The sequence below is a fragment of the Streptomyces sp. NPDC008125 genome, from assembly GCF_042957125.1.
Taxonomy (GTDB): Bacteria; Actinomycetota; Actinomycetes; order Streptomycetales; family Streptomycetaceae; genus Streptomyces.
Genome location: NZ_JBIBHR010000030.1, coordinates 19,119 through 40,001 on the forward strand (window position 1 = coordinate 19,119; position 20,883 = coordinate 40,001).

Genomic DNA, 20,883 nt, shown 5'->3' on the forward strand with positions numbered 1-20,883 from the left:
CCCTACTCCTCTCGCTCGACGAGCCCGGCCGCCTCGCACGCCGCGACGATGTCCTCGCGGCTCGCGTCGGCGGCGACCTCGACGGAGTGCTGCTCGGCGAACGCCCGCCACGCGGCCTCGCCCGAGCCGCGGCCCGAGCGCGGCGGCGCCTCGACGTCCCCGCCCGAACCGGTGCCGTCGCCCTGGTCGTCGTCGACCTCGGGGTCGGCGAACGCGTGCTCACCGATCCGGCGCAGCACGTCGGCCGGGATCTCGTCGCCGGGCCCGTACGCCACTCCGCCGACGTGCACGTACGCGATCAGCCGGCGCCCCCTCATGCGAGCACCTGCGCCCGGAAGGTCAGGTTCGGCTCACGCAGCACCGGCAGACCTACGGCGGCGGCGTGCGTCCACAAGCGCACCGGGTCCTTGGTCTTCCACTGCGCCGCGACGACGCCCGGCTGCTCGCCGGGCTGCAGCGCGTACTCGTCTTCGAGCGCCTCGGCGGTCGTGCCGAGCAGCGTCGCACCGAGCGGGGTCGGCGCGGCCGCCGACGTCGACCCGGGCTCGGGCAGCAGCGCGATCGCGTTGCCCGGGGTGATCCGGGTCGCCACGCCGTCGACCTTCACGCGCGCGTCGTACACCTCGATCGGCGGAAGATTCAGCGACCGGAGAATCTGGTTCACCTGCTCGCCCGACAGCATGGGCGCGGTGCCTGCCGGGGCCAGCGGGAACGCCTGCCGGATCATCTGCTCGCACATCGCGAGGTTCTCGACGACCGCCGACGGAGCGAGGATCACGGCCGGCGTCTCGCCGTTCGTGTCCTCGTAGGTGTGCTTCCACGACCGCAGGTCGGTGATCGGCGTCGCGTTCGCATGGTCCGACCACAGGGTCGCGGCGACGACGGAGTGCGCCGCGATCCGCCCGAAATCCACGGTGGTTTTCAGCTCGGGGACCGGCACCGCTGCGCCGACGAGCGCGGCGCCGCGGCCGACCTCGAACCGGGCGGCGATGTTCGACACGATGCGCTGCGCGTCGCGGGCGATGAACGGCAGAGCGTCGGTGCGCTTGAGCTTCCGCTGCCGCAGCCGGTCGTACTCGTTGAACGGGATCTTCTCGGAGATCGGGGGCAGCTCGCCCATGACCTTCCCGATCCCCTCGCGGCGACCGATCTTGCTCTCGGTGTCCCACGACCGGTACGACGCGGTTTCGGCGAGACCGCCGCCGCCCTTGACGAACTCGTACACGATGTCGTCGACCTCGACGTTCGGCAGCCACCGCGACAGGGTGAAGCGGTTCACCTGCAGATCGGCGAGCGCCGCCCGGATGAGTCCGGTGAGCGCCGTCGGCTCGATGAACTCGGTGGACAGGGTCCAGCTCATCTAGACCACTCCTCTCAGACGAACCGGATCAGCGGGACGTCGGCCTTGCCGGCCGCGTCGACGGCGACGGGCAGGCGCGACTCGCGCACCTTCCCGTGCACGAACAGCGCCCCGGCCGGATCGATGGTGTTGACCGTCGGCGCACCGACGGCGGAGAACAGGAAACCGACGAGCTTCTCGCGCCCGTCGGTCGCCGCGTTGTCGTACGGCCCGAACTTCCCGCCGGCCGTGATCTGCCCGAGCGGAATGCCCGACTTGAAAAACCCTTCGGGGTAGTGCGTCGCCGGGGTGAACGTCGAGGTGTCGAGCACGATCGTCTCGGTCGCCTGCGTCCCGTGCTCGGATCCGAGCCACGACTGATCGTCGGTCCCGAACCACTCGGTCGTCTGCGCAAGGTTCATGGTGTGATCCCTCCCGGATCAGGTCTTGTTGCCGCCGCCAAGCAGCGACTTGTAGAGGTCGGCGCCCTCGGCGAGCGAGCTGCCGGCTCCGCCGTTGCCACCGCTGCTGCCGCGCTGTCGGGTGCCCTGGTAGCCGGTCCCTCGCCGGCGGCGCGAGTCGCCCCCGCCGTCCTGGTCGCCGTCTCCGTCGCCGTCCGTGTCGGACTTGGGAGCGAGCCGGTCGATCAGCTTCGCGAGCCCGCTCTCGTCGACCTCGCCGTTCGCGTCGATGTACTTCGACAGGTTCACGTCCTCGACGACGTCGGCCGCGTCCTTGATCCGGCCGGCCGCCGAGGCGAGAAACACCTGCCGCGCGAGGGCTGCGGCGCCGCGCGACCGTTCCTCGGCTACCGCCTTCTTCACGGCCTCGGCGATCGCCTTCTCGCTGTCCGTGGCGTTCGCCGCTTTCAGCTCGGCGAGCTCGCGGGCGGCGTCGGCGTTCTCCTTGGCGCGCTGCTCGTGCTTCCGGCTCTGCGCCTTCCACTTCTCGGCTTCCGAATCGCTCTTGCCCGTGTCGGACTTGTCGTCGGTGCCGTCGCCCTTGCCCCCCTTGTCGGCGTCGGGCTTGCCGCCCTTGTCGCCGCCGTCGCCCTCGCCGCCGTCCGCGTAGACCACGGGCGACCACGGGGTGACCGGGTAGGGGTGGGCCCACGCCGCCGACGTGATGCCGGGCAGGGTGGGCAGGGTGCGTGTGCGCATGGCTGTGTCTCCCGTGTCGGGTAGGGGTGAGCGGGTGCGCCGTGTCGGCGCTGGTGGTCACGTGGCGGGGATGTCGTCCGGGCCCGTGAAGTTCTGCCGGCGAACCGCGAGCAGCGGACCGATCTCGCCGTGCTCGCGCGTGATGATCACCTGCCGGTAATCGGGGGCGCGGCCGCCGCGGTCGGACTCGCCGAGGTCGCGCGCGATCGCGTCGTGTGCCTCCCGCAGCAGCGCCTCGTCGATGACGGGCCCGGGGTCGCGGTCGCCCGGCAACGGCTCGGGCCGGCAGTGACAGCCCGGATGGATCGGCATCAGGTTCTCGACCCGGTACCGCTGCGTCGAGGCAATCGTGCAGAGCGCGCAGTTCTTCGTACCCCGCAGCTCGCGGCGGAAGAACTTCACGCCTCCGCGGCCCATCGACTGCCGGGCGGCGTGCGTACGGGCGAGCTGCAGATCGGTCTCGGTGATGCTGAGCAGCCGCGTGCGTCCCTGCGCCAGAGCGTCGACGTAGTCGTGCCCGCGCGCGAGGGCCGTGCGCATCTGCACGAACGGCCGGTGATACACCGTGGCCGGATCGACGCCGCGCAGCGCCTCGGGCAGGGCGGCCCCGGCCGGTGCTGCGGCGCCGCCCATCATGTCCGTGATCATCGCCGTGAGGTACGCGTCGGTGACCTGCCCGATCTGCTGCTGCACGCTGAGCACGACCGGCAGCACCCGCTCGATGAACACCGCCGCGTCGGCATCGCGGTAGTCGCCGAGGCTGTCGAACGCGCTGAGCACGAACCCGATCAGCCGGTCGCGCAGCGAGCCCGACAGGGCGTCGTACCGGTCGGCGAGCGCTGCCTGCAGCGCCTCACCCATCGAGCGCCCCGCCCGCGCCGGAGTCGTCCGGCAGGTTGCCCGCCGTCGGCGCCGCGCCGGGTGCCGGCAGCAGCGACGCGGCGAGCAGCGCCTGCGACGCCGCGCCTGCCGTGATCCGGCGGACCATGGCGGGTGTCTCGCCCATCTCTTCGGCGATGACGTCGAGCGGGTACCCGATCGACTTGAGCTTGGTCGCGGCGTCAGCCTTGACCGCGAGGGACGCGTGAGCCGGGTTCGCCCACCGCACCTCGGCCTCGGTGTAGTCCTCGGGCACGCCGGCCTGCGCGGCGCAGAGCGACATGACCGATTCCATACCCTCGCCGAACACCGCGATGTGCTCGCGGATCTTGGCCACGTGCAGGATGTCGAGCGCGCCGATCGTGTCCGCGCTGATGTTCACCAGGTCGCCCGCGTAGTAGTACACGGGCGTCTGCGACAGCAGCAGGGCGTCGCGCACATCCGACTCGTGCTCTTTCAGGAACCCAGACAGGTCGGCGGCGGCGAGCTGCCCGAACTGCGCGTTCTCGCCCTCGGACGCCCACACCGCCGACGGGCCCGGTACGAAAGGCTGCTCGACGACGACGAGCCCGTTCGCGTCCTTCTTCTTCGCGAACTTGTGGCCCTTGATCCACTTCTGCGGGAAGCCTGCGTTGCGGCTCGTCGCCATCCGGTTCAACACGCCGAGGTTCAGACGGTCTTGGATGTCCATGACGCCGGCGAACTCGGGCTCGGGGTCCTCGCCGAGATCGGGCATGCGGGCGAACTCTACGAGCTGCAGCATGCCGAGATCGTGCGGGTCGCCCTGGTCGCCGCCGACCGGCACCCATGAGTCGGGCCCCCACGGCAGCCGGCTGCCGCACCGCTCCGTCGTCCGGTACCGAAAGCGGGCATCGTCGAAGAACACGACCGCGTGCCCGTAGCCGTCAATGTCGGACGGGAACGCCTTCAGCCCGACGAGCGGCTCGCCGGTCTCGGGGTCGTACTCGACGATGCACTCGCGGGGATGCTCGGCGGTCACGAGCGGCGACGGCCGGCCGTTCTCCTCCGTCCGGGTGGGGTGCTCGCCGACGAGCATGTACCCGACGCTCTGCGACATCGCGAGACGCCACACGAGCTTCTGCCGGGAGTCGAGCCGGTTCTGCTGCCACCACCGCGACGCGTCCGGGTCCGGCTCGCCGTCCGGGCCCGTGACGCCGAGCGCGGTGAGCCGGTGGACTGATGCGTTCGCGATCACCTGGCACAGGTTGGTACGGGCTTTGCGCTGGAAGTCGAGGAACGCCGCCTGCGCGTTCTTCGGCAGCTCCGGCAGCGGCGGCCGCCCCTTGTAGTAGCGCCACCACTCGTCGAGCACCCGCTCGCGCCGCCGCATCCGCCGACCGAGGCGCAGCAGCCAGAAGTCGGGGTTGTCGATCTCCGGTGTCTCGTCGAGCACGTCGCCCCCTCTCGGGCTGTCAGAACGTGAAGCCGCCCATTTCCTCGGCCTCGGCGGTGATGCCTTTCGCGATCGCGTCGAGGCGGCACTGCCACGCGAGGACAGCAGCGACAGCGGCGTCGATCTTGTCCGGGCTGTCCGGGTTCGCCTTCATGATCTGGATCCCGCTGCGCGTCTTGCGGCGCCGGGAGTTGAGCAGATGCCGCACGAGCGCCGAGGCCCCGTCGAGGGTGAGCTCGCACTCGGTCAGTGCGGTGTGGAACTTCTCCAGTGCCCGCACGATCAGCGTGCTGCGGCCGCCGGTCATCCACCACTCGATGGGGTGGTTCCGCGTCGACATCACCTTGAGCCGCGGCCCGTACGCCGCCTCCCAGTCCGCAACGTGGCTTTCCCATTTCGCCGGGTCGGCGTAGAACCCGATCACGTCGTACCGGTCGAACGTCTCGTGCACCTTCGCGAGCACCTCGACGACCGGCACCTGCCAGCCCTCGCCGGACTCGCCCGGGGGCGGCTTCCACCCTTTCGGCTGCTCCCACACACCGAGCGTGAACAGGTGCCCGTCGCTGAGCCGGCAGCCGATCAGCGCCGTCGCGTCGGTCACTCCACGCGACCGCTTCCGTGAGCCGTCGAACCCGAGCACGATCCGGTCGCCGACCTCGACCGCCCGGTCAAGGTCCGTCGCCGCGCGCACCTCGGGCTGCGACAGCCACGCATCGCTTGCGTGGGTGATCTGGTTCAGGAAGTCGGCGCGCAGATCCTGCGGCTCGTTCGACGTGTCCCAGAACGCGCCGGTGATCCCCTCGATCGGGGACCACCCGGGCGGGCACGGCGGGTCGTGCAGTACGCACCCGTCGGGGTGGTCGCTGCTGTCCCCGTACGCGTACCGCAGCCCGGCGACGAGCGACTGCTCGTCGGTCATGTCCGTTTCGGGCGGCGCCTCCCGGTGGTCGACCAGGATGCCGCGCGCCCGCGACCGGCCTTCGAGGATCGCCTGATAGTCCGCCGCCGAGTTTTCGGCGACGGACCCCTCGCCCGGCGTGTACGCATTCGGCGTCTCGATGATGCTGCCGCCGAGCTTGGTCGCGTTGAACCGCAGAGTCTTCGCGAGCTTGAGCCCGCCGTTCGACTCCTTCCACTCCTCCGTCTGATCGAGTGACGCGAAGCATGCGGGGTCGCCCTTGACCGAGGTCGCGCTCGACGTGATCGGGGAGATCTCGCCGCGCGGCAGGTAGATCACGGTGTCGAGGACGTCGAGCCCGTAGTCGGTCGACAGCGACCCGCCCCGCGCCATCTCCAGCAGTGGCACCCATGTGTTGTCGGTCTGCTGCTCGGTCACCGCGGCGATGCGCACGAGCGGTGTACGGATCGAGTGCCACGGCCGGCCAATCGGCTCGCCGTACGCATCGAACCCGTCCGGTACGACGTCGGCGCACGCCTCGGCGAGCGCGATCGCCCCGACGAACGGCGACTTCCCCCACCCGCGCGGCCGGCTGAGCAGCCCGCGGTGCACGATCCGTTTGCCCGTCACCGGGTGCAGCTCGTAGAACCCGCAGAGGAAGTCCGCTTGTTCCTGCGTCGGCAGAAACGGCTCGCCGTCGTCCCGGCCGGGCTGCGCGAGATTCTCGATCATCCAGTCGAGGACGTACCAACCCAGCGTCGGGCGCTCGCCCTCGAACTCGGGGCCGCGCCACGGCATACCGGCCCCCTACTCCTCGGCGGTCGCCGCTCTCCCGCCCGGCAGCGACCGCAGCGTCGCCGCCCCGTACCGCTCCCGCGCGGAGGGCCCACCCGAACTGCCTCGGCCCTGATCGGCGCCGTCCGCCTCGGCGAACACCATGCGCAGCCGGGCCCGGTCCGCCGGCGTCGCCCCGAACGCGGCCACGCGCAGCCGCAGCTCGCCAGCGGCCGACAGGTCGCCGCGCCACAGCCGGGCGTGAATCAGCGCGGTGTCGAGTAGGTACTGCCAGTCGGACGAACCGAAGTGCTCGGCCTGCGGCGAGTCGATCCACATCTGCCACCACTCGCGCGTTCGCTCCGGCCACACGAACTCGACGAGCTGCCCGTCGCGCTCGACCCGGAAGTCGGGCAGCTCGGGCGCCTCGGCGCGCTCCCACCTGAGCACGGTCTGCGGGATCGCGTCCGCGTTCCTGCGCGCCTTCCTACCGTTCGGCTTCGGAGCCGGACCCATGCCTGCCATCACTCGCCACCCTGTCGAACGACGTCACACTGCGGGGTGTCGCGACGTGCCGCCCACTCGATCCGGGGCATGCGGCACCGGAGGCAGGCAAGTTCGTCGTGCGCACCGATGGGCCGGAACTCGTGCCCTGACTCGGCATCCGCTCGCACCGTGCTGCACGTACGCGTGTCTCGCTGCCTCATCCATGAGTCACGGCCCAATCCGCACCGCGCGCACCGCTGCGGGTCCAGGTATCCCGGCTCGCCGAACATGTGCTCGCCGTCTGCCGTGACCTGCCGCTGCGTTCTGATCGCCGACACGATCTCGTCCCAGTTCTGCAGGCGATCGAACCCGAGCGCGTCCGTAATTTCGCGCATGCGCTCGTCTTCCGCATTGGCGGCTCGCGCTGCCTGGTCGCCGACGAGCTCGAACGCCCCGACGGGCAGCAGCTCGTTCGCCGGGATCTCGACGGTCTCGGCCGTCACGATCACGTCCACCGCGCCAATCTTCTGGGCGGCTTCGCGCCAACGATGGCTCGTGAGCTGGTCGCCGCTGCCCGCTCGGCTCTCCCATCGGTCTGGGCACTGGTCGACAACGAGCACGAAGGGCGCCCGCTCGTCCCTGCTTCCCTCGGGTAGTTCCATGATCTGTAGGCGCGTCATTGCTGTACCTCCCGTGTCGGGTGCGCCGCAGCACGCCCGTGTCGGGGTGCTACAGCAGAGCGTCGATGACGTGTTGCAGATCGCCGAGGCGTTGCGGCGTGCCGCCGAACGTCCGCCCCGTGACTGCGATGTACCGGCCGTCGGCGTACAGCTCGACCGACCCGCCGTTGAAGGTGATGCGTCTGCCCGTGGTCAGCTTGCCGCGCCCCCACACGTGCAGCCCGTCGCCGGAGCGGGACACCTCGACCCATGTCGGGCCTGCGGCGTCGAGGATCGTCTGCGCCCACGGCAGTGGGCTGCCGTCCGGGCCGAGGCAGTGATCGAGGTCGAGGCACACGAGCCCGTCGCCGTCGAGGACGAACCCGAGCCCGACGCCCGCCGTCGAGCGGACGGCTTCCCCGTAGCGCGACCAGGTCGACGAGTCGGTGCTGCTCGCGACCGAGCCGCCGACCGTAAGCGGGACCTTGCGCGAGGTGTGCCGAATCCAGCGCGGCCGCCGGGTCAACTCGGCCGGGACCGTCTGCCGGCGGCGAGCAGCGGCTGCTCGGCACCGGGGTGCGCAGAACCGCGCGTGCCGCCGGGCCGTGATCGGCATGGGCCCCTCGCAGTGTTCGCAGCAGCGGCTCGTCGTCATGGGTCCAGTCTACAGCCGCGTACGCTTTTAGCGCTCTGACCTGCGCGTATCGAGTTCGCATCGGGAGGGCGGCAGGCTGAGAGGCGATCTGCGGGCCCTCGACTGCGCGCCATCAAATCAGCCTGCCGCTTCCTCGCTCGCCCGCCAGCGAGCCACCCACGTGCCCCCACGTGGCCGTTTTCCCCAGACCCGTACAGAACCAGCCCCGCAGCACCTCCCGAGCGACGCGGGGGCGGGGAGGGGGAGTCCCCCCCACCCCTCGGGCGCTTCTGTGTGCTCATCTCCCGTGCGTTCAAGGTCAGATGAGTCCGGGGTGTCGTTCGGGTGGTCGTTTGGCTCTCTCGCGCCAGCGTGCGGCGTTGCCCTCGCGGCTGGACTTGATCGCATGGTGGTGCTCGCACAGAGCCTGCAGGTTCTCGTACCGGTGGTCGGAGCCGGGCACGATGTGGTCGACCTGGTTGGCGTGGTGTCCGCAGACGATCCGGCCCTCGCGCCATCGGCAACGGTGTTCGTCGCGGTGAAGGACGTACGGCCGGATGACGGTGTACCAGTCTGCGGGCAGTTCGTCGCGTCTTGTGCTGTCGGCCCACTGCCCCGTCATGCGTGATCGTCCTCGGGGTCGACGTACTGCTCGTCGTCCTGGTCGGACCGTTCGATGACCGAGTCGAGAGAGACGCCGTCGAGGGTGAGCTGCGGCGTGAACCCGATGGGTGCGCGCTGCTCGGTGTCGTCGGCCGGCTCGCGGTCGAGCGCGGTGAGCAGCCGGACGGCGGCGGCTTCGAGGTGGTCGAGGGTGGCGCGCTCGCCGGGGCCGGTGCTGATGTCTACCCGGCGGGTGCCGTCGGTGAGGCGTACGCGCATGACGGGGGGTACCTCTCGGCTGGGGGGTATGCCGACGCCCCCCGGGGTGTGGCACCGGGGGGCGTCGGTCTGGTGTCGGGGTGACTACTCGGCGGCGGTGGTGATGCCGGTCGCGTGGCCGTTGACCAGGGTGGCGAACACCCGCGCCTGCGGTTCCTTCTTCGCGGCGACGGGGTAGAGGATCACGCCGTCAGGGTGCTCGACCGTGATGTACAGCTTGCTTTCGTCCTTCTTCAGCCACAGGGCAAAGATCCCGGTGAGGGCGACGCGGGTCGCGGTGATGCGCTTGCGGGCGACCTCGCCGAGTTCGATCGTGACGGTCGAGCCGTCGACGGGAATCGGGGCCTGCCCGGCTTGGTGGAACGCACCGCCGAGGACGGTGACGCCGGCGGCGGCCGCTGCGGTGCGGATGCGGCCGAGGTGCTTCGCGGCTTGCTTCTCTTCGTCGGTCTTCTTGCTGCCGAACACTGAACCCCCCTGGTTCCGGGTGAGGGTCCATCGTGCCGCGTGTGGCGGCCGGGTGGGAAGCGAACGGCCCCCGTCGTGGTGGCGGGGGCCGGTCGGTGGTCTGTTTCCGGGCATGCGGAACTGCGGCCAAGGATGCGACACGTTGATCGCCTGAGTCAAGCGGGTGCGGGGAGAGAGCGGGTGAACGGGCGCGCGGCGCGCACTTCCTGCAGATGCTCTCTCTCATCAGCCGTCCACAGGTTGTGGATTGGAGTGGAGTGGACCCCGCGCGCGCGAGTCCCCGGGGAGTCCCCCGGGGACAGAACACGGCGAGCTGCGACGATGTCGAGATCTCGCGGGGCATTCGATCTCGTTCCCCTTGCGATTCGTTGGCGGATCGTCACCGAATCACACCGGGTTCTGCGCGAGATCAGGCGCCGTCAGCCCCCCAAGCGACGCACGCCGCCTCCAGCGCCTCGACCTGGTCCCACGGGGTGCCGATCGTGCCGCCGGTCCATCCCTGCGGCGTGCCGAAGTTGTGGAAGTGGCCCGGCCGGATGCGACCGGCGATGACGTGCTGCGCGGCCTCGACGACGGCCTCGGGGGACGCGCAGCCGTGTACGGGCAGGTCCGTCGGGTACGCGTTCGAGCCGTTCGGCCGGAGCTCGGCGAACTGCCAGATCGCTCCCCGCTCCGGCGCGTTCTCGTCCTGCCCGGTGTGCCACTCCCAGATCAGCACGAGCCCGTGCGGCCACGCCGTGTGGGCGGGTACGTCGTCGGGGTCGGTGTCCTGCGTGCTGCTCGGGTCGAGGGTGATTACGGCGGTCAGGTGGCAGTACGTGCCGACTGTCTCGGCGTTCGACGACCAGGAGCCGGCCGGGGGCAGTCCGGCGGCGCGGAGTGCGGCGAGGATCGTCGTCACGTAGTTGTCGTGGGGCATGGGCATGGTGGTGTTCCTCTTCATCAGGGTCAGGGTCCGGTGATGCGGTAGAGCGCCTCGACGATCAGGCACCCGACGAGGATCGCGAGCAGCAGTCCGCCGGAGCCGACGGTGTGCTCGTCGTCGGGCTCGATCGACTCGTCGTCGGGGATGAGCCCGGCGTGCTCTCGGGCCCGGTGCCAACGCTGCTCGGCGCGGGCGGCGCGGCGGGTGGCGACCGGCTCGGACGTGGCGCGGCAGGTGCCGCACCGGTAGCGGTAGGACACATCTAACCTCTCTCGGGAGCGCCCCGATCGGGGCGCTGCGCGGGGGTAGTTGAGCGGGTAGTCGGGGGTAGTCGACGGGTAGTTCTCGCAGGTCAGATCGGGTACTGCAGGGAACTAGTCGGCCCCAGAGGTGGGGGTCGGGGTGCCCTCGGGAGAGGGGCCGTCGGCCGGTTGAAGACGCGCGTTGAGAGCCGCCCGCAGGCCCGTCCGGTGAACCCCCACAGAGGTGGTTCCGCGGACCTTGATGGGGCTCTTCACGGGGATGCCGAGGCGGGTGCACTGCGCGCGAACATCGGGGATGCCCCACCCGTGCGGAGCGCCGGCCTGATGGAAGTGGTCCACGACGGTGGAGAGCAGTACCCCATTGCGGGTGCCGATGAGGTTCGCGAGGCCGAGCACGAACTCGTCGTCAGTCGGCGGCTCGGGGGCCGGCTCGGGGGAGTCCTCGGGGACGCTGCTCTCCCCCACGGTCTTATTGATCTTGTCTGGGTGAGCGTCGTCGTCGGGGTGGCCGAGCTTGAGAGCGGCCAGCAGCCACGCGAGGACGAGCACCGGAGCGATCACCGGGTGCTGCCCCACGGCCCACCCGAGCGCGGCGAGCGCCCACAGTGTGCCGAGGGCATACCAGAGCGAATCCCACCCGTCGGCACTTCGGATCCAGTGCCACAGCAGCGCCACGAGCGCCCCGGTCCCGGTTCGTACGGCGCGCAGCAGCTCGCGCTCGGCGCGGATCGGCGCGAGGGCCTCGGCCCACACGGCGCGGAGCCGCTTCATGCCGCGAGTCCGAGGAAGAACTCGCCGACCGTGGTCGCAATGATCGTCCACGCGCCACCGGCGGCCGAGAACACGCTCGCCATGATGATGCCCGTCACGCCGGCTGCCCGCGGCTTGAGCTTCACCAGATAGGCGACGACGACCAGGACCAGGGCGATCGCGCGCATCTGCACGTTGCCGAGGGGGCCGTCGACCTTTCCGACGCCGACCGCCTGCAGCGCGGTAGTCACCATGTCGTCGGGCATGCCCCAGACGATCCCGGCGCCCATCCACACCGTGCCGGCCGCGAGTCCGAGCGTCAGCGCGAGTCCCTTAGGGAACGTCGTCTCGCCCCCCTTCTTACGGGTGCCGAGGATGAGAGCGACGGTCAGCACGAGTGCGAGCCCGCCGGTCCCGAGCCCGCCGAGGAACGTGGCCGAACCGCTAGCGGCGGCGAGGGTCGTTGACATGGCATGTCCTTGCAGATCAGGGGTGTTGGGCGAGTAGAGGGCGAGGGCGAGAGCGGCCGCAGCGAGGGGCACGCGGGCGATCCAGCCGAAGAGCCGCAGCGCGACAGCGGCGCCGCTGCCCCGCCACCGGTTGCTACGGATCTCGGCGATCAGGCAGACGGCGATGACGCCGACTCCGACGACTGCACCGTTCTCCGTGCTGTGCCGGCCGTAGTAGTCGAGGCTGTCGCGCATCCACGGGAGGACCCCGACGGCGTGCGCGAGAGCGGCGGCCGCGCCGTTGTAGAGGACGTTCGCGACGCGGCGCCGTTGGTCCGGGTCCGCGAGCAGCACGTCGGCGACCTCGCCGGCGGCCGCGCGGATCTCGTCGGCAGGGGCTGCGGGTTCGGGGTCCGGTGCGTGCTGCCGAGAGCGCTTGAGGGACGGCAGACCCTTCCGCTTCCGCTTCGGGTCCGGGTCCGTCGGGTTCGGGTCCGGGTCCGCCGGGTCCGCCGGGTCCGGGTCGGCCGGGTCCGGGTCCGTCGGGTCCGGGTCCGTCGGGTCCGGGTCCGTCGGGTCCGGGTCGGCCGGGTCCGGGTCGGCCGGGTCCGGGTCCGTCGGGTCCGGGTCCGTCGGGTCCGGGTCGGCCGGGTCCGGGTCGGCCGGGTCCGGGTCCGTCGGGTCCGGGATCGGTGCCGAGCGACCCGCGCCGGCGAGTAGGTAGTCGCGGACCCGGATCCGCCGAACCTTGGTTCGGTCCGGCACAGGCTCGGGCGTGGCCTCGGGCAGTACGTCGGATGCGGTCATGGTGTGGAGTCCTCGGGTGCGGGTGCGGGTGCGGGTGCGGGTGCGGGTGCGGACTTCAGTGCCGCGATGAGGCGTTGTGCCTTGTGCTGTCCGATGTGGAATTCGCGGCGAGCGGCTTTCATCGAGAACGGGTGCTCTGCCCAGACCTCGCGGGCCCGCTGCAGCAGCTCGTCGAACTCGGCATCGCGGTTCGGGCTGCCGCTCGCGCCCACCGGGTCCGGGTCCGCCGGGTCCGGGTCCGCCGGGTCCGGGTCCGCCGGGTCCGGGTCGGCCGGGTCCGGGTCCGGGTCGGCCGGGTCCGGCTCCGCCGGGTCCGGGTCCGCCGGGTCCGCCGGGTCCGGGTCCGCCGGGTCGGGGTCCGTGTCGTGACCGAGCGGGTCCGAGCGCGCCGGGTCTGAGTCCGAAGCAAGGGCGAACGGATCGAACGGGTCCGTCGGGTCCGGGTCCGGGATCCGGGCGCGCACCGCGACCCGGATGTGCTCTGCCGCGTAGGCGGGTGCGGGCTCGACCGCCCCAGGTTCGAGCGCCGGCAGGGGCGAGGCGGGCGCAAGCGCCATTGCTTCGGCTGCCGCCGCCTCGAATCCGAGTTCGGGCTCGACACGCTGCTCGGGCTCGTCCTGGTCGAGGGGGCGGCCGTAGCGCATGAGTCGTAGCGGCAGAAGTTCCTCGACGGGTGCGCGCCGTCGCCAATTACGTCCGTACGTTGCTCGGAGCTGCGCCCGGTACACGAGCCGGTCTTGCTCGAACCGGATCACGTCGCGGTACGAGCGCATTTCCCAGAGCTTCATGCGGCGCCACATCAGGAAGGTGCGCAGCGGGTCGAGCAGCCACCGGGACAGCCGGACGGGTTCGATGTGCCGGTCCGCCGTGATCTCCGCGATCCTGCCGACAGCATTCCGCGCCGCCTCGACGACGACGACGAAGAGAACGGGGATCACGGCGTGCATGCCGGTCCCGATCGGGTCCGGCCACGCCGCCGCCGCGTTGAACGCGATGGTGGCAGCGGTGAGCAGCCATGCCGTGTGGCGCAGCAGCGGGAAGGGCATGCGGAGCCACGACAGCAGTAGGTCGAGGGCAAGCAGTACGGCGATACCGGCGTCGATTCCGATGGGGAACACGACGGCGAACTCGCCGAGGTGCTTGTCTTCGGCGAGCTTGCGCACGGCGGTGTACGAGCCGGCGAACCCGATCGCGGCGATCAGCGCGGCGCCCGAGGCCACGGCGTACACGAGCCGGCGCTGCATGGTGGTGAGGGTGGGGCGAGACACAAGATCTCCCGGGGTGGCCGGACCCGGGTGCGGGTCCGGCCGGTCGATGGTCAGCGCGAGCGCCACGCGCCGGCAGCCTCGGCGCCGTGTGCGCGGGCGAAGGCGAGCTGGTCGCGTGCGGCGGCCCGAGCCGGCTGCGCGGCGGCGTAGTCGGCGGCCGCTTCGCGCAGCAGCTCGGCGACGCGCTCGGCCTCGGTGGGCTTGGCGGGCTCGGCGGACATCAGACGGTTTCCGCAGCGGCGCGGAGCAGCAGCGCGAACTCGCCCCGGGTGCGCGCGCTGTCCCACATACCGGGGGACAGAGCGCGCATGGCGCGGCGGGCGGCGTGCTGCGCGACGATCTGCGGGTAGCCGGTGAGCACCCGGGCGTCGGCGAGGGCGAACGCGCGGGCCCATCCGGCGACGGTGAGTTCGTCGGTCGGCTTGTGCTTGGTGAGGTGGTCGGCCGCCGTGGTGAGCATCTGCGAGGCGATGCTCGGCATGGCGAGCACGCGCTGCAGGCCGGCGTCGATGTGGCTGCGGGGGGTGGGCACGGCGGTGCCACGGTTACGATCGTTCACGTCTTGCTCTCCTGTTACAGGCAGGTGGGCGGGCGTCCCGTCGGGTGTTGTCAGCACCGGGCGGGGTTGCGGCCGGGTTCGGTGTTGTCAGCACCGGGCCCGGCCGTACTGCGGCCCCGTCGGTGTTGTCAGCACCGGGCGGGGTTTCTCTCGTTCAGAACCTAGGGAGACTTCTTTACATTTGTCAAGAAGTTCGGAAAGGATGTCCCCGTGCCGGATGAATCGATGACACCCGAGGGCGGTGAGGAACCGATGACGATCGCCGAAATCTGCGCCGAGCATGGTCTGAGTCGGCAGACTCTGCACGCCATCCGGGCGAGGCCCAACAGCGTCTTCCCCGGGCCGGTGCCGGCTGCTGGCAGTACGCGTCTACGGTTCCCACGGCGCGACGTCGCCGCCTACTTCGAGGCGAACCCGCCGCGTCAGGGGCGTCGCACCGATCTTGAGGGATCGAGCGAGTAGGGCCGCCGCGCCGGGCGGCGGCCCGTTGGTCAGCCTGCGGCGAGCTTCGCGAGGGCGGCCTCGAACGCAGCCCTGCGAGTGGCGCACCGGCTGACGATCACGTCATCGTCCGCGTTGAGGGCGGCCCCGTCGCGGATGACCTCCCAGTACCCACGGGCCCCCGCCGCTGCGTTGAGCACCCGGTACCGCCGTCCTCCCGTGTAGAACTGCTTCACTGCCTTGGTGCTGGTCGGGAGCAGCTTCGGAGTCGGGGCGGGCTCGTCCAGCGGCGAGAGCTGCGTCGGCCAGTTCCAGCCGAGCGCGCCGCCGTCGAACATGATGAGTACGGCCTCATGGTCCTCGCCGAACGCCGCTTCGTTCTTGGCGAGGACGGTCCCCTTGATCTCGCCGCGCGAGTGGCAGACGACTCGGGTGTCGGGCTGGATCTGATTGAACGTCATGCTCATTGGTGAACCTCTCGTTCTCTCGGTCTGGTCGGTGGGCGGGGGCTGCGAACTCTCAGTCGGCGGCCGGGGCGGGGATGATCATCACGAGCCGGTCCGCGTCCCACGGGTCGCAGGTCTCCCACGGGCCGTAGGACGCGCTACCGGCCGTCAGTACGACGGTCTCGACCGAGGGGTCGACCAGCTCGCAGACGCCGCAGCCGCACCCCGGCGCGAAGGGGATGGGGTGGGCGACGTACGGGTCGCTGAACCAGTCGACATCGAAGCCGGTGTCTCGCTGGTCGATGCCGGCGAGGATCGTGTCGCCCTCGGTGACGGCAGCGGCGCGCACGATGCGGGCGGTCGCGGATTCGGTCGTGAGCGAGGTCGTCTCGGTCGTGGGGCGTGCGGCGATCATCGCCGCGACATCCAAGGTGGGGAACACGCTGCTACCTCTTTCGGTGTCGTTGTGAGTAGAAATTTATAGGGCCCTAGAAATGGATGTCAAGCCCCCTAGAAAATGATCTTGGGCGGGTCCTAGAATCGTGGTCATGGACACCGAAGCAACAGAGCCCCCCGGGCGGGCCGCCGGCGTACGGCTCGCCGCCGCGTTCAACGCCGCCGCAGATGAAGCGCTCGATCCGTCGGCCACGGAACTTGAACGCGCAGTGATGATCACCGGACTGCTGAAGGCGGTCGAGTCGCGGCAGAAGGAACTCGCGGCCGCGCGACGCGAGGACATGCGCGTACTGCGCAGGTCCAAGACCCTCGCCGTTCTCGGCGAGGAAGTCGGGCTCTCGACCGGCCGAGTCGATCAGATCGTCAAGGGGAAGTAGGCGTCCCCCGAACAGCACGTCCACGGGCGGCGGTCGTACGGATGCGAACCCCTACCGGGGCGGGCAGGCTCGGACCATGTCCGTACTGCCCGTCACCGTGTACCCGCCGTCGCCGACCGGCGGCCGCCGGGTCCGCATCGACGGTGAGATTCTCGGGCTCGCCCACGACCTTGCGGACGTCGCCGAGTTCCTGCGCCGCGCCGGTCTCGACGACATCGACGAGCACGACGTCGAGACATCCGCGCTGATCGACTGGAGAGGGGGCGGCCCCCGCGTGTGGGCCGCCCCCTGACCACTACGCCGCGGCCGCCCGGTCCCGCGCGGCCGCCCGCTGCCGGCGGCGATCCTCCGCCCGCCGGGCCCGTCGTTCTGCCTCCGCCCGCGCCCGCTCCGCCGCGTCGAGCGCCCGCTGCAGCGCCGCGAGCTGCTCGACCGTCGACCACACCCGGGCGCGGCGGTCGATATCGAACGGTGCCGGGGCCGAGCAGTCGACCAGGCCGGTCGCGCACGTCACGCTCACCACCGCGCCCGCCTCGCAGTGCATGACCAGGTCGCCGGCGCACCACGGGCACGGCACCCCCGGCAGCACCGTCGAGGTGTACCCGATGCCGAGTACGCGATCGAGGCGCCGGGCAGCGTCCCGGGCGTACTGGCCGATCCGGGACTGCTCGGCATCGTGCGTCGGGCAGCACGGGCCGTCGCCGAGCCGGCCGAGCAGCCACCGGGCGGCGACCGGGGCGGTTCGCTGTCCGTTGTCGGCGTGATGCCAGTCCGCCGGGTCTTCGGCGTCCCGGGTGGCGATCGAGTCGGCGAGGCTGCAGAGCGCGAGTTCGATCGCCCGGCAGGCGTCGACGACGTGCAGGCGCACGGGCACCGGCCGCTCGCCGAGCTGCGCCGGGTCGCGGTCTTCACGCACCGGGTGGGGCAGCCCTTCGCCGACGTGCTCGCAGTGCGCGCACCGGTAGTAGAGCTGCCCGGTCGGGTGCCGGACCGTCACGAGCTGCTGCGGGTGGTCGAGTGCGTGCGCGATCGCGGCGGCGAGCTGCTGCTCGGCGGACACCTCGGCGGCGTCCTGGTCGTCGAGTGCGCGCAGGTACTCGGCGCCCGGCCGGCTCGGTGGCCAGACGCCGCCGGGTCCGGCGGTGTCGAGGGCGTCGCGCAGGTGATCCCAGTTGTCGAGGATGTGCTGCAGATCCTCGGCGGGGGTTCGAGTGGGGCGGGTGATCTTGTTCATGGCGGGTGTCTCCTGCGGTGCGTAGGGTGATCTCACCGCGTGGGAGCGCCCCGGACATCTGGCCGGATGGGGGCGCTCCCGTCGTTGTGTCAGGGGGCGTCGTCGGGGGCCGTGGGGCGGTCGCCGCGGCGGTTGAGTTCGGCGCGTTCGCTCTCGCACCACCGGTCGGGGTCGAACCCCCACCGCGCGGCATCCCGCTCGGTCGCGCAGTCCCGGATGACGAGCCACTCGTCGAGCAGCATGTCGACGGTCTCGGGGTCCGGAGCTTGCCGAAGCCGACGAGCGAGATTCCCGAACGCTTCGCGTGCCCCGCTCACTCCGCGCCCCATTCGTACGGGCAGCGCTGCCCGTGGACGCGGCCGGACGAACTCGCCCATGTGTGGCAGCACGGGGTGCGAGCGAGCCGGTCGAGGCGGTACGCCCCTTCCGATGCTTGGCTCATCACGACACTCGCGACGAGCAGTAGGGCGAACGCGACGGTGTGCCCGGTGAGTAGCGCCCAGAGCGCGGGCGGGACGAGCGCGAGCGCCGCGCCCATGAACACGCGTTGCCTGCGGCGGTAGTTGGCCATCACGCGGCACCTCCCGCCATCCACGGCGCGACCGCGGCGAGGATGGCCTCGACGCGCCCCTCGGCCCGGCTGTCCAAGCACCTGCACGGGGTGGTGCGGCCGCAGGTCCGGCACGCGACGGGGGCGGTCAGCGCCCGGTCGATCGCACGGCGCAGCGCGAGCGGGGCCGACGCGGCGGTGACCGGCTCGGGCTGCTCGTCGACGGCGTCGAGGAACTTGAGTTCGCTCGCACCACCGTGCCCGTTGATGAACTCGACGGAGACGCGGCCGCGGTCCCAGAAAACTGCGCTCGGGTGCTCGCCGCGCCACCGCACCGAGGCGGTGCCGTCGGGCCAGAGCACGCCGTCGGCGACGGAGCCCTCGCCGCTGATTCCGGTGACGTCGTCGTGCCGGCGCAGCACGAACCGGCGGGGCCGCCGGTCCTGGTGCCGGTGCACGACGGTCCGGCCGGTGAGTTCGGTCGTGACGTCGTCGAGCAGCCGCTGCACGGTGATCGGGTCGGTGGTCTGGAGGGCCAGTGCGCGCAGCTCGTCGAGGGCGCTCGGCGCGGGGTCGGTGGTCATCGGTCGGTCCTCTTCCGTAGGGCTCGGCGCGCGGCTCGTCGAGCAGCGCGGTTCGGGGGCGGTTCGGGGTCGGGGGCGTCGTCCTCGACGACCGCCTCGGTCGTGCCGACGACCCGCAGTCGGGGCTCGCGGGCGTGCCATCCGGTCGGCAGCCGGCTCGGGCCCGTCATCGGCCATCCCCGGCGGAACCGTTCGAGACGTCGGCGGGGGCGCACCGCAGCCGGTGCCCGAGGTGCCAGTGCCACCCCTCGCGGGCCAGCTCGACGACGGCGAGGCGGCCGATCGTCTCGGGCCCGGCGTTCGGGTGCTCCTCGATGACGCCCGCGACGATCGCCGCGACGGCGTCAGGAATTCGAGAGCGCTCGGTGCGCGGGTAGCTCACGACGACACCTGCCCGTCGTCGTCGACCCCGAGCCGATCGGCGCGGCACTGCGCGCGGGCGGCGAGGTAGGCGGCGCTCGGTTGCCCCGCGCTCGGGGGGACTGCCGGCCCGGCCATGATGGCGCGCAGCGCGAGCGGCGCCTCGCAGCCGGTCCGAACCGCGTTGATCTCGGCTCGCAACGCCGCATGGAAGCCGCTGATGTCGTCCGGGTCGACGTGCGGGTGCTTCGTCGGCTCGAACGTCCCTGTGTGCCGACTGAGGCGGTCGCGGTAGACCTTCCGCCACCGGGCGGCGATGTCCTTCGGCATGATCGGCCACGCGCTCTCGGCGTAGTGCTCGCCGATCGCCTCGCCCGCGAAGTCGAGGGGGACGTCGCGCAGGACCCGCGCCCACAAGGTGAGCTGCGCTGCCTGCTCGGTCTCGTCCGTCTTCACGACCCGGTCGTCGATCAGTGCGATCTGGTCGAGGGTGTCGAGGGTTTCCTGCATGTTCATGCGGTGCCTCCCTGCAGGCGCTCACGCAGCGCGGCCAGTCCGGCGCGCTGCTGCTGCGATTTGGTCTGTGACCCGGGCGGGAACTGGACGACAACGCCGTCGCTGCCTGCGGTCGCGGTGACGCGCTCGGTCTCCGCCCACTGCTGCCAGCGACCGCCCCATGCCGCGGCGCGGCTCTGGTCGTCGAGCTGTCGACGGACGAACTTCCGCGTGAGCACGACGAGCTGCTGCTCGGTCAGCAACGGGCGGCCGGCATCTTCCCGGGCGAGCTGAGCGGCGCGCACGTCCTCGGGGCTCGGTGTCCAGTCGGCGGGAATCAGAGAGGGAGCGGGTCCGGACCCGCGCGCCCCACTACCCGCAGGTGCCTCTCTCTCCTCAGCCCCCTTATGGAGTGGAGTGGAGTGGAGTGGATCGCGCGCGCGTGAGGTCCCGGGGGAGTCCCCCGGGGACGCATCCCCCTGACCAGGGGAGTCATCCGAATCCGGCGAAAGATCGGCGGACGAATCGTCGTAGAAATCGTCGAGATTCGGTTGCGAATCGTGACCCGGTCGACCACTGCCTGCCGCCGGATTACCGCCCCGTCGGTGCTGCCCGGCGCCGCCGGCGCGCTGCTGCCGCTTCTTCGCGGCGGCGCGTTCCCGACGATCGAGCACCTCGGCGCGCGACGGGTTGCCGCTCTCGCGGTAGTCGTGCATGTAGAAGTCGCCCGGCCGGACCGCCGGGCAGCGGGGGCAGGTGTGCGCGGTGTCGTGCCACAGCCCGGCCGCGAGCAGCTTCCGGATCTGCGGGGCGCTGCCGTACATCGCGGCTACCTCGCCCGGAACGTGCCCGTCGGTGAGGTGCTGCGCGACGTACGAGCCGATGCGCGACCACAGACCGACAGCGGCATTACCCGCGCGCAAGATCTTCGGGTGTGAATGAGCCCCGTCGTCGACGACGAAGAATGGCATTGGGGTCTCCTGAGAGCGTGTGGTGCCCGGCCTGAACCGGGATGGTGCGGTGCGGTGCCGCCTCGGGCCCACGCCCGTGGGCGTGGGCACCGAAAGGCGAAGCCGCGGTCACTTCCTTCGCGTGCGGGCAGGGCTCCGGTGACGGAAGTCGCGCAGGGCGGCCGCCGTACGTACACCCCTGTCGGGGCAGTCGTCCCGGCGGTGCCGCTCGGCCCGTAACACGAGCTGCAGGACCGCCTCGGGACCGACGGCGTCCTCGCCCGGCGCCCCGCAGGCGCATCCCCAGTCGGCGGAGACGAGCGATTTCGAGCCGTCGAACCGGACCCGTAGGCCGGGGCCCGGTCGGGGGTTGCCG

The 20,883-nt window shown here is 71.4% G+C and carries 32 protein-coding genes; 3 read left to right on the top strand and 29 right to left on the bottom strand.

Translation table 11 applies throughout. From position 1 onward, the window contains the following. Nucleotides 1-2: 2 nt before the first annotated feature. The 20 genes from ACFZAX_RS32830 to ACFZAX_RS32925 form a co-directional block, all read right to left on the bottom strand. A complete protein-coding gene (locus ACFZAX_RS32830; protein ID WP_390966220.1) occupies nucleotides 3-317 on the bottom strand; it encodes a hypothetical protein in 315 nt (104 codons plus the stop codon). Next, complete coding sequence (locus ACFZAX_RS32835) at nucleotides 314-1,360, bottom strand: major capsid protein (RefSeq protein WP_390966222.1); 1,047 nt, start codon at nucleotides 1,358-1,360, stop codon at nucleotides 314-316. Before ACFZAX_RS32835 ends, ACFZAX_RS32830 begins: the two co-directional genes overlap by 4 nt. 14 nt (nucleotides 1,361-1,374) lie before the next feature. Continuing rightward, a complete protein-coding gene (locus ACFZAX_RS32840; RefSeq protein ID WP_390966224.1) occupies nucleotides 1,375-1,761 on the bottom strand; it encodes a head decoration protein in 387 nt (128 codons plus the stop codon). A gap of 18 nt (nucleotides 1,762-1,779) precedes the next feature. Beyond that, entirely contained in the window at nucleotides 1,780-2,499 is a 720-nt protein-coding gene (locus tag ACFZAX_RS32845) for a hypothetical protein (protein ID WP_390966225.1), read from the bottom strand. Between the two features lie 57 nt (nucleotides 2,500-2,556). Next, nucleotides 2,557-3,360 carry a hypothetical protein gene (locus ACFZAX_RS32850; RefSeq protein WP_390966227.1) on the bottom strand — a complete coding sequence of 268 codons (804 nt, stop codon included), beginning with the start codon at nucleotides 3,358-3,360 and terminating at the stop codon, nucleotides 2,557-2,559. After that, entirely contained in the window at nucleotides 3,353-4,792 is a 1,440-nt protein-coding gene (locus ACFZAX_RS32855) for a phage portal protein (protein WP_390966229.1), read from the bottom strand. The genes ACFZAX_RS32850 and ACFZAX_RS32855 overlap by 8 nt, the downstream gene beginning before the upstream one ends. A gap of 19 nt (nucleotides 4,793-4,811) precedes the next feature. Beyond that, nucleotides 4,812-6,488 carry a terminase gene (locus tag ACFZAX_RS32860; RefSeq protein WP_390966231.1) on the bottom strand — a complete coding sequence of 559 codons (1,677 nt, stop codon included), beginning with the start codon at nucleotides 6,486-6,488 and terminating at the stop codon, nucleotides 4,812-4,814. A 9-nt stretch (nucleotides 6,489-6,497) separates the two neighbouring features. Then, nucleotides 6,498-6,989 (bottom strand): hypothetical protein, encoded by a 492-nt coding sequence (locus tag ACFZAX_RS32865; protein WP_390966233.1) that lies wholly within the window; start codon nucleotides 6,987-6,989, stop codon nucleotides 6,498-6,500. Further along, nucleotides 6,989-7,630, bottom strand: coding sequence for a hypothetical protein (locus ACFZAX_RS32870; protein WP_390966235.1), 642 nt, complete (start codon nucleotides 7,628-7,630; stop codon nucleotides 6,989-6,991). Before ACFZAX_RS32870 ends, ACFZAX_RS32865 begins: the two co-directional genes overlap by 1 nt. A 49-nt stretch (nucleotides 7,631-7,679) precedes the next feature. After that, nucleotides 7,680-8,264 carry a bifunctional DNA primase/polymerase gene (locus ACFZAX_RS32875; RefSeq protein WP_390966237.1) on the bottom strand — a complete coding sequence of 195 codons (585 nt, stop codon included), beginning with the start codon at nucleotides 8,262-8,264 and terminating at the stop codon, nucleotides 7,680-7,682. 298 nt (nucleotides 8,265-8,562) lie between these two features. After that, nucleotides 8,563-8,865: an HNH endonuclease gene (locus ACFZAX_RS32880; RefSeq protein WP_390966239.1), complete on the bottom strand. Its 303-nt coding sequence runs from the start codon at nucleotides 8,863-8,865 to the stop codon at nucleotides 8,563-8,565. After that, the gene (locus tag ACFZAX_RS32885; protein WP_390966241.1) at nucleotides 8,862-9,125 is read right to left on the bottom strand and encodes a hypothetical protein; all 264 of its coding nucleotides are present in this window, start codon (nucleotides 9,123-9,125) and stop codon (nucleotides 8,862-8,864) included. Before ACFZAX_RS32885 ends, ACFZAX_RS32880 begins: the two co-directional genes overlap by 4 nt. An 84-nt stretch (nucleotides 9,126-9,209) precedes the next feature. Continuing rightward, nucleotides 9,210-9,593 (bottom strand): hypothetical protein, encoded by a 384-nt coding sequence (locus ACFZAX_RS32890; protein ID WP_390966242.1) that lies wholly within the window; start codon nucleotides 9,591-9,593, stop codon nucleotides 9,210-9,212. A 409-nt stretch (nucleotides 9,594-10,002) separates the two neighbouring features. Beyond that, nucleotides 10,003-10,536 carry a hypothetical protein gene (locus ACFZAX_RS32895; protein ID WP_390966244.1) on the bottom strand — a complete coding sequence of 178 codons (534 nt, stop codon included), beginning with the start codon at nucleotides 10,534-10,536 and terminating at the stop codon, nucleotides 10,003-10,005. A 5-nt stretch (nucleotides 10,537-10,541) separates the two neighbouring features. Then, nucleotides 10,542-10,778, bottom strand: a complete 237-nt coding sequence (locus ACFZAX_RS32900; protein WP_390966245.1) for a hypothetical protein — start codon at nucleotides 10,776-10,778, stop codon at nucleotides 10,542-10,544. Between the two features lie 114 nt (nucleotides 10,779-10,892). Further along, nucleotides 10,893-11,552: a hypothetical protein gene (locus ACFZAX_RS32905; RefSeq protein WP_390966246.1), complete on the bottom strand. Its 660-nt coding sequence runs from the start codon at nucleotides 11,550-11,552 to the stop codon at nucleotides 10,893-10,895. Then, nucleotides 11,549-12,787 (bottom strand): hypothetical protein, encoded by a 1,239-nt coding sequence (locus ACFZAX_RS32910; protein WP_390966248.1) that lies wholly within the window; start codon nucleotides 12,785-12,787, stop codon nucleotides 11,549-11,551. Before ACFZAX_RS32910 ends, ACFZAX_RS32905 begins: the two co-directional genes overlap by 4 nt. After that, nucleotides 12,784-14,055, bottom strand: a complete 1,272-nt coding sequence (locus tag ACFZAX_RS32915; protein WP_390966250.1) for a DUF2637 domain-containing protein — start codon at nucleotides 14,053-14,055, stop codon at nucleotides 12,784-12,786. Before ACFZAX_RS32915 ends, ACFZAX_RS32910 begins: the two co-directional genes overlap by 4 nt. A 50-nt stretch (nucleotides 14,056-14,105) precedes the next feature. Next, nucleotides 14,106-14,276, bottom strand: a complete 171-nt coding sequence (locus tag ACFZAX_RS32920; RefSeq protein WP_390966251.1) for a hypothetical protein — start codon at nucleotides 14,274-14,276, stop codon at nucleotides 14,106-14,108. Continuing rightward, entirely contained in the window at nucleotides 14,276-14,614 is a 339-nt protein-coding gene (locus ACFZAX_RS32925; RefSeq protein ID WP_390966253.1) for a hypothetical protein, read from the bottom strand. Before ACFZAX_RS32925 ends, ACFZAX_RS32920 begins: the two co-directional genes overlap by 1 nt. Before the next feature lie 210 nt (nucleotides 14,615-14,824). On the opposite strand from ACFZAX_RS32925, the gene ACFZAX_RS32930 reads away from it, so the two are divergent. Further along, nucleotides 14,825-15,076 (top strand): helix-turn-helix domain-containing protein, encoded by a 252-nt coding sequence (locus ACFZAX_RS32930; protein ID WP_390966255.1) that lies wholly within the window; start codon nucleotides 14,825-14,827, stop codon nucleotides 15,074-15,076. 29 nt (nucleotides 15,077-15,105) lie between these two features. On the opposite strand, the gene ACFZAX_RS32935 is transcribed toward ACFZAX_RS32930, so the two are convergent. Both ACFZAX_RS32935 and ACFZAX_RS32940 read right to left on the bottom strand, forming a co-directional pair. Next, entirely contained in the window at nucleotides 15,106-15,516 is a 411-nt protein-coding gene (locus ACFZAX_RS32935) for a hypothetical protein (protein ID WP_390966256.1), read from the bottom strand. Nucleotides 15,517-15,574: 58 nt separating this feature from the next. Continuing rightward, nucleotides 15,575-15,943 carry a hypothetical protein gene (locus tag ACFZAX_RS32940; protein ID WP_390966258.1) on the bottom strand — a complete coding sequence of 123 codons (369 nt, stop codon included), beginning with the start codon at nucleotides 15,941-15,943 and terminating at the stop codon, nucleotides 15,575-15,577. Nucleotides 15,944-16,049: 106 nt separating this feature from the next. Here ACFZAX_RS32940 and ACFZAX_RS32945 point away from each other — a divergent pair, with 106 nt between their 5' ends. Next, nucleotides 16,050-16,334, top strand: coding sequence for a hypothetical protein (locus ACFZAX_RS32945; protein WP_390966260.1), 285 nt, complete (start codon nucleotides 16,050-16,052; stop codon nucleotides 16,332-16,334). A gap of 76 nt (nucleotides 16,335-16,410) precedes the next feature. Then, a complete protein-coding gene (locus ACFZAX_RS32950; protein WP_390966262.1) occupies nucleotides 16,411-16,626 on the top strand; it encodes a hypothetical protein in 216 nt (71 codons plus the stop codon). 3 nt (nucleotides 16,627-16,629) lie between these two features. On the opposite strand, the gene ACFZAX_RS32955 is transcribed toward ACFZAX_RS32950, so the two are convergent. From ACFZAX_RS32955 to ACFZAX_RS32985, 7 genes are all read right to left on the bottom strand, one after another. Further along, entirely contained in the window at nucleotides 16,630-17,568 is a 939-nt protein-coding gene (locus tag ACFZAX_RS32955; RefSeq protein ID WP_390966263.1) for a hypothetical protein, read from the bottom strand. 89 nt (nucleotides 17,569-17,657) lie between these two features. Then, nucleotides 17,658-17,810 carry a hypothetical protein gene (locus ACFZAX_RS32960; protein WP_390966265.1) on the bottom strand — a complete coding sequence of 51 codons (153 nt, stop codon included), beginning with the start codon at nucleotides 17,808-17,810 and terminating at the stop codon, nucleotides 17,658-17,660. A 71-nt stretch (nucleotides 17,811-17,881) separates the two neighbouring features. Next, nucleotides 17,882-18,139: a hypothetical protein gene (locus ACFZAX_RS32965; RefSeq protein WP_390966266.1), complete on the bottom strand. Its 258-nt coding sequence runs from the start codon at nucleotides 18,137-18,139 to the stop codon at nucleotides 17,882-17,884. After that, on the bottom strand, nucleotides 18,139-18,702 hold the full coding sequence (locus ACFZAX_RS32970; RefSeq protein WP_390966268.1) for a hypothetical protein: 564 nt from the start codon (nucleotides 18,700-18,702) through the stop codon (nucleotides 18,139-18,141). Before ACFZAX_RS32970 ends, ACFZAX_RS32965 begins: the two co-directional genes overlap by 1 nt. 166 nt (nucleotides 18,703-18,868) lie before the next feature. Continuing rightward, complete coding sequence (locus tag ACFZAX_RS32975; RefSeq protein ID WP_390966270.1) at nucleotides 18,869-19,084, bottom strand: hypothetical protein; 216 nt, start codon at nucleotides 19,082-19,084, stop codon at nucleotides 18,869-18,871. Continuing rightward, nucleotides 19,081-19,578 (bottom strand): hypothetical protein, encoded by a 498-nt coding sequence (locus tag ACFZAX_RS32980; protein WP_390966271.1) that lies wholly within the window; start codon nucleotides 19,576-19,578, stop codon nucleotides 19,081-19,083. The genes ACFZAX_RS32975 and ACFZAX_RS32980 overlap by 4 nt, the downstream gene beginning before the upstream one ends. Next, nucleotides 19,575-20,528, bottom strand: a complete 954-nt coding sequence (locus ACFZAX_RS32985; protein WP_390966273.1) for a hypothetical protein — start codon at nucleotides 20,526-20,528, stop codon at nucleotides 19,575-19,577. The genes ACFZAX_RS32980 and ACFZAX_RS32985 overlap by 4 nt, the downstream gene beginning before the upstream one ends. Between the last annotated feature and the right edge of the window lie 355 nt (nucleotides 20,529-20,883).

Excerpts from the sequence above, each read along its gene's own strand:
- ACFZAX_RS32905 (WP_390966246.1), bottom strand. The coding sequence starts at position 11,552 with ATGAAGCGGCTCCGCGCCGTGTGGGCCGAGGCCCTCGCGCCGATCCGC.
- ACFZAX_RS32980 (WP_390966271.1), bottom strand. The coding sequence starts at position 19,578 with ATGAACATGCAGGAAACCCTCGACACCCTCGACCAGATCGCACTGATC.
- ACFZAX_RS32895 (WP_390966244.1), bottom strand. The coding sequence starts at position 10,536 with ATGAAGAGGAACACCACCATGCCCATGCCCCACGACAACTACGTGACG.
- ACFZAX_RS32970 (WP_390966268.1), bottom strand. The coding sequence starts at position 18,702 with ATGACCACCGACCCCGCGCCGAGCGCCCTCGACGAGCTGCGCGCACTG.
- ACFZAX_RS32865 (WP_390966233.1), bottom strand. The coding sequence starts at position 6,989 with ATGGCAGGCATGGGTCCGGCTCCGAAGCCGAACGGTAGGAAGGCGCGC.
- ACFZAX_RS32935 (WP_390966256.1), bottom strand. The coding sequence starts at position 15,516 with ATGACGTTCAATCAGATCCAGCCCGACACCCGAGTCGTCTGCCACTCG.
- ACFZAX_RS32955 (WP_390966263.1), bottom strand. The coding sequence starts at position 17,568 with ATGAACAAGATCACCCGCCCCACTCGAACCCCCGCCGAGGATCTGCAG.
- ACFZAX_RS32945 (WP_390966260.1), top strand. The coding sequence starts at position 16,050 with ATGGACACCGAAGCAACAGAGCCCCCCGGGCGGGCCGCCGGCGTACGG.
- ACFZAX_RS32880 (WP_390966239.1), bottom strand. The coding sequence starts at position 8,865 with ATGACGGGGCAGTGGGCCGACAGCACAAGACGCGACGAACTGCCCGCA.
- ACFZAX_RS32950 (WP_390966262.1), top strand. The coding sequence starts at position 16,411 with ATGTCCGTACTGCCCGTCACCGTGTACCCGCCGTCGCCGACCGGCGGC.
- ACFZAX_RS32875 (WP_390966237.1), bottom strand. The coding sequence starts at position 8,264 with ATGACGACGAGCCGCTGCTGCGAACACTGCGAGGGGCCCATGCCGATC.
- ACFZAX_RS32850 (WP_390966227.1), bottom strand. The coding sequence starts at position 3,360 with ATGGGTGAGGCGCTGCAGGCAGCGCTCGCCGACCGGTACGACGCCCTG.
- ACFZAX_RS32985 (WP_390966273.1), bottom strand. The coding sequence starts at position 20,528 with ATGCCATTCTTCGTCGTCGACGACGGGGCTCATTCACACCCGAAGATC.
- ACFZAX_RS32860 (WP_390966231.1), bottom strand. The coding sequence starts at position 6,488 with ATGCCGTGGCGCGGCCCCGAGTTCGAGGGCGAGCGCCCGACGCTGGGT.
- ACFZAX_RS32885 (WP_390966241.1), bottom strand. The coding sequence starts at position 9,125 with ATGCGCGTACGCCTCACCGACGGCACCCGCCGGGTAGACATCAGCACC.
- ACFZAX_RS32920 (WP_390966251.1), bottom strand. The coding sequence starts at position 14,276 with ATGTCCGCCGAGCCCGCCAAGCCCACCGAGGCCGAGCGCGTCGCCGAG.
- ACFZAX_RS32835 (WP_390966222.1), bottom strand. The coding sequence starts at position 1,360 with ATGAGCTGGACCCTGTCCACCGAGTTCATCGAGCCGACGGCGCTCACC.
- ACFZAX_RS32830 (WP_390966220.1), bottom strand. The coding sequence starts at position 317 with ATGAGGGGGCGCCGGCTGATCGCGTACGTGCACGTCGGCGGAGTGGCG.
- ACFZAX_RS32965 (WP_390966266.1), bottom strand. The coding sequence starts at position 18,139 with ATGGCCAACTACCGCCGCAGGCAACGCGTGTTCATGGGCGCGGCGCTC.
- ACFZAX_RS32910 (WP_390966248.1), bottom strand. The coding sequence starts at position 12,787 with ATGACCGCATCCGACGTACTGCCCGAGGCCACGCCCGAGCCTGTGCCG.
- ACFZAX_RS32870 (WP_390966235.1), bottom strand. The coding sequence starts at position 7,630 with ATGACGCGCCTACAGATCATGGAACTACCCGAGGGAAGCAGGGACGAG.
- ACFZAX_RS32845 (WP_390966225.1), bottom strand. The coding sequence starts at position 2,499 with ATGCGCACACGCACCCTGCCCACCCTGCCCGGCATCACGTCGGCGGCG.
- ACFZAX_RS32960 (WP_390966265.1), bottom strand. The coding sequence starts at position 17,810 with ATGCTGCTCGACGAGTGGCTCGTCATCCGGGACTGCGCGACCGAGCGG.
- ACFZAX_RS32840 (WP_390966224.1), bottom strand. The coding sequence starts at position 1,761 with ATGAACCTTGCGCAGACGACCGAGTGGTTCGGGACCGACGATCAGTCG.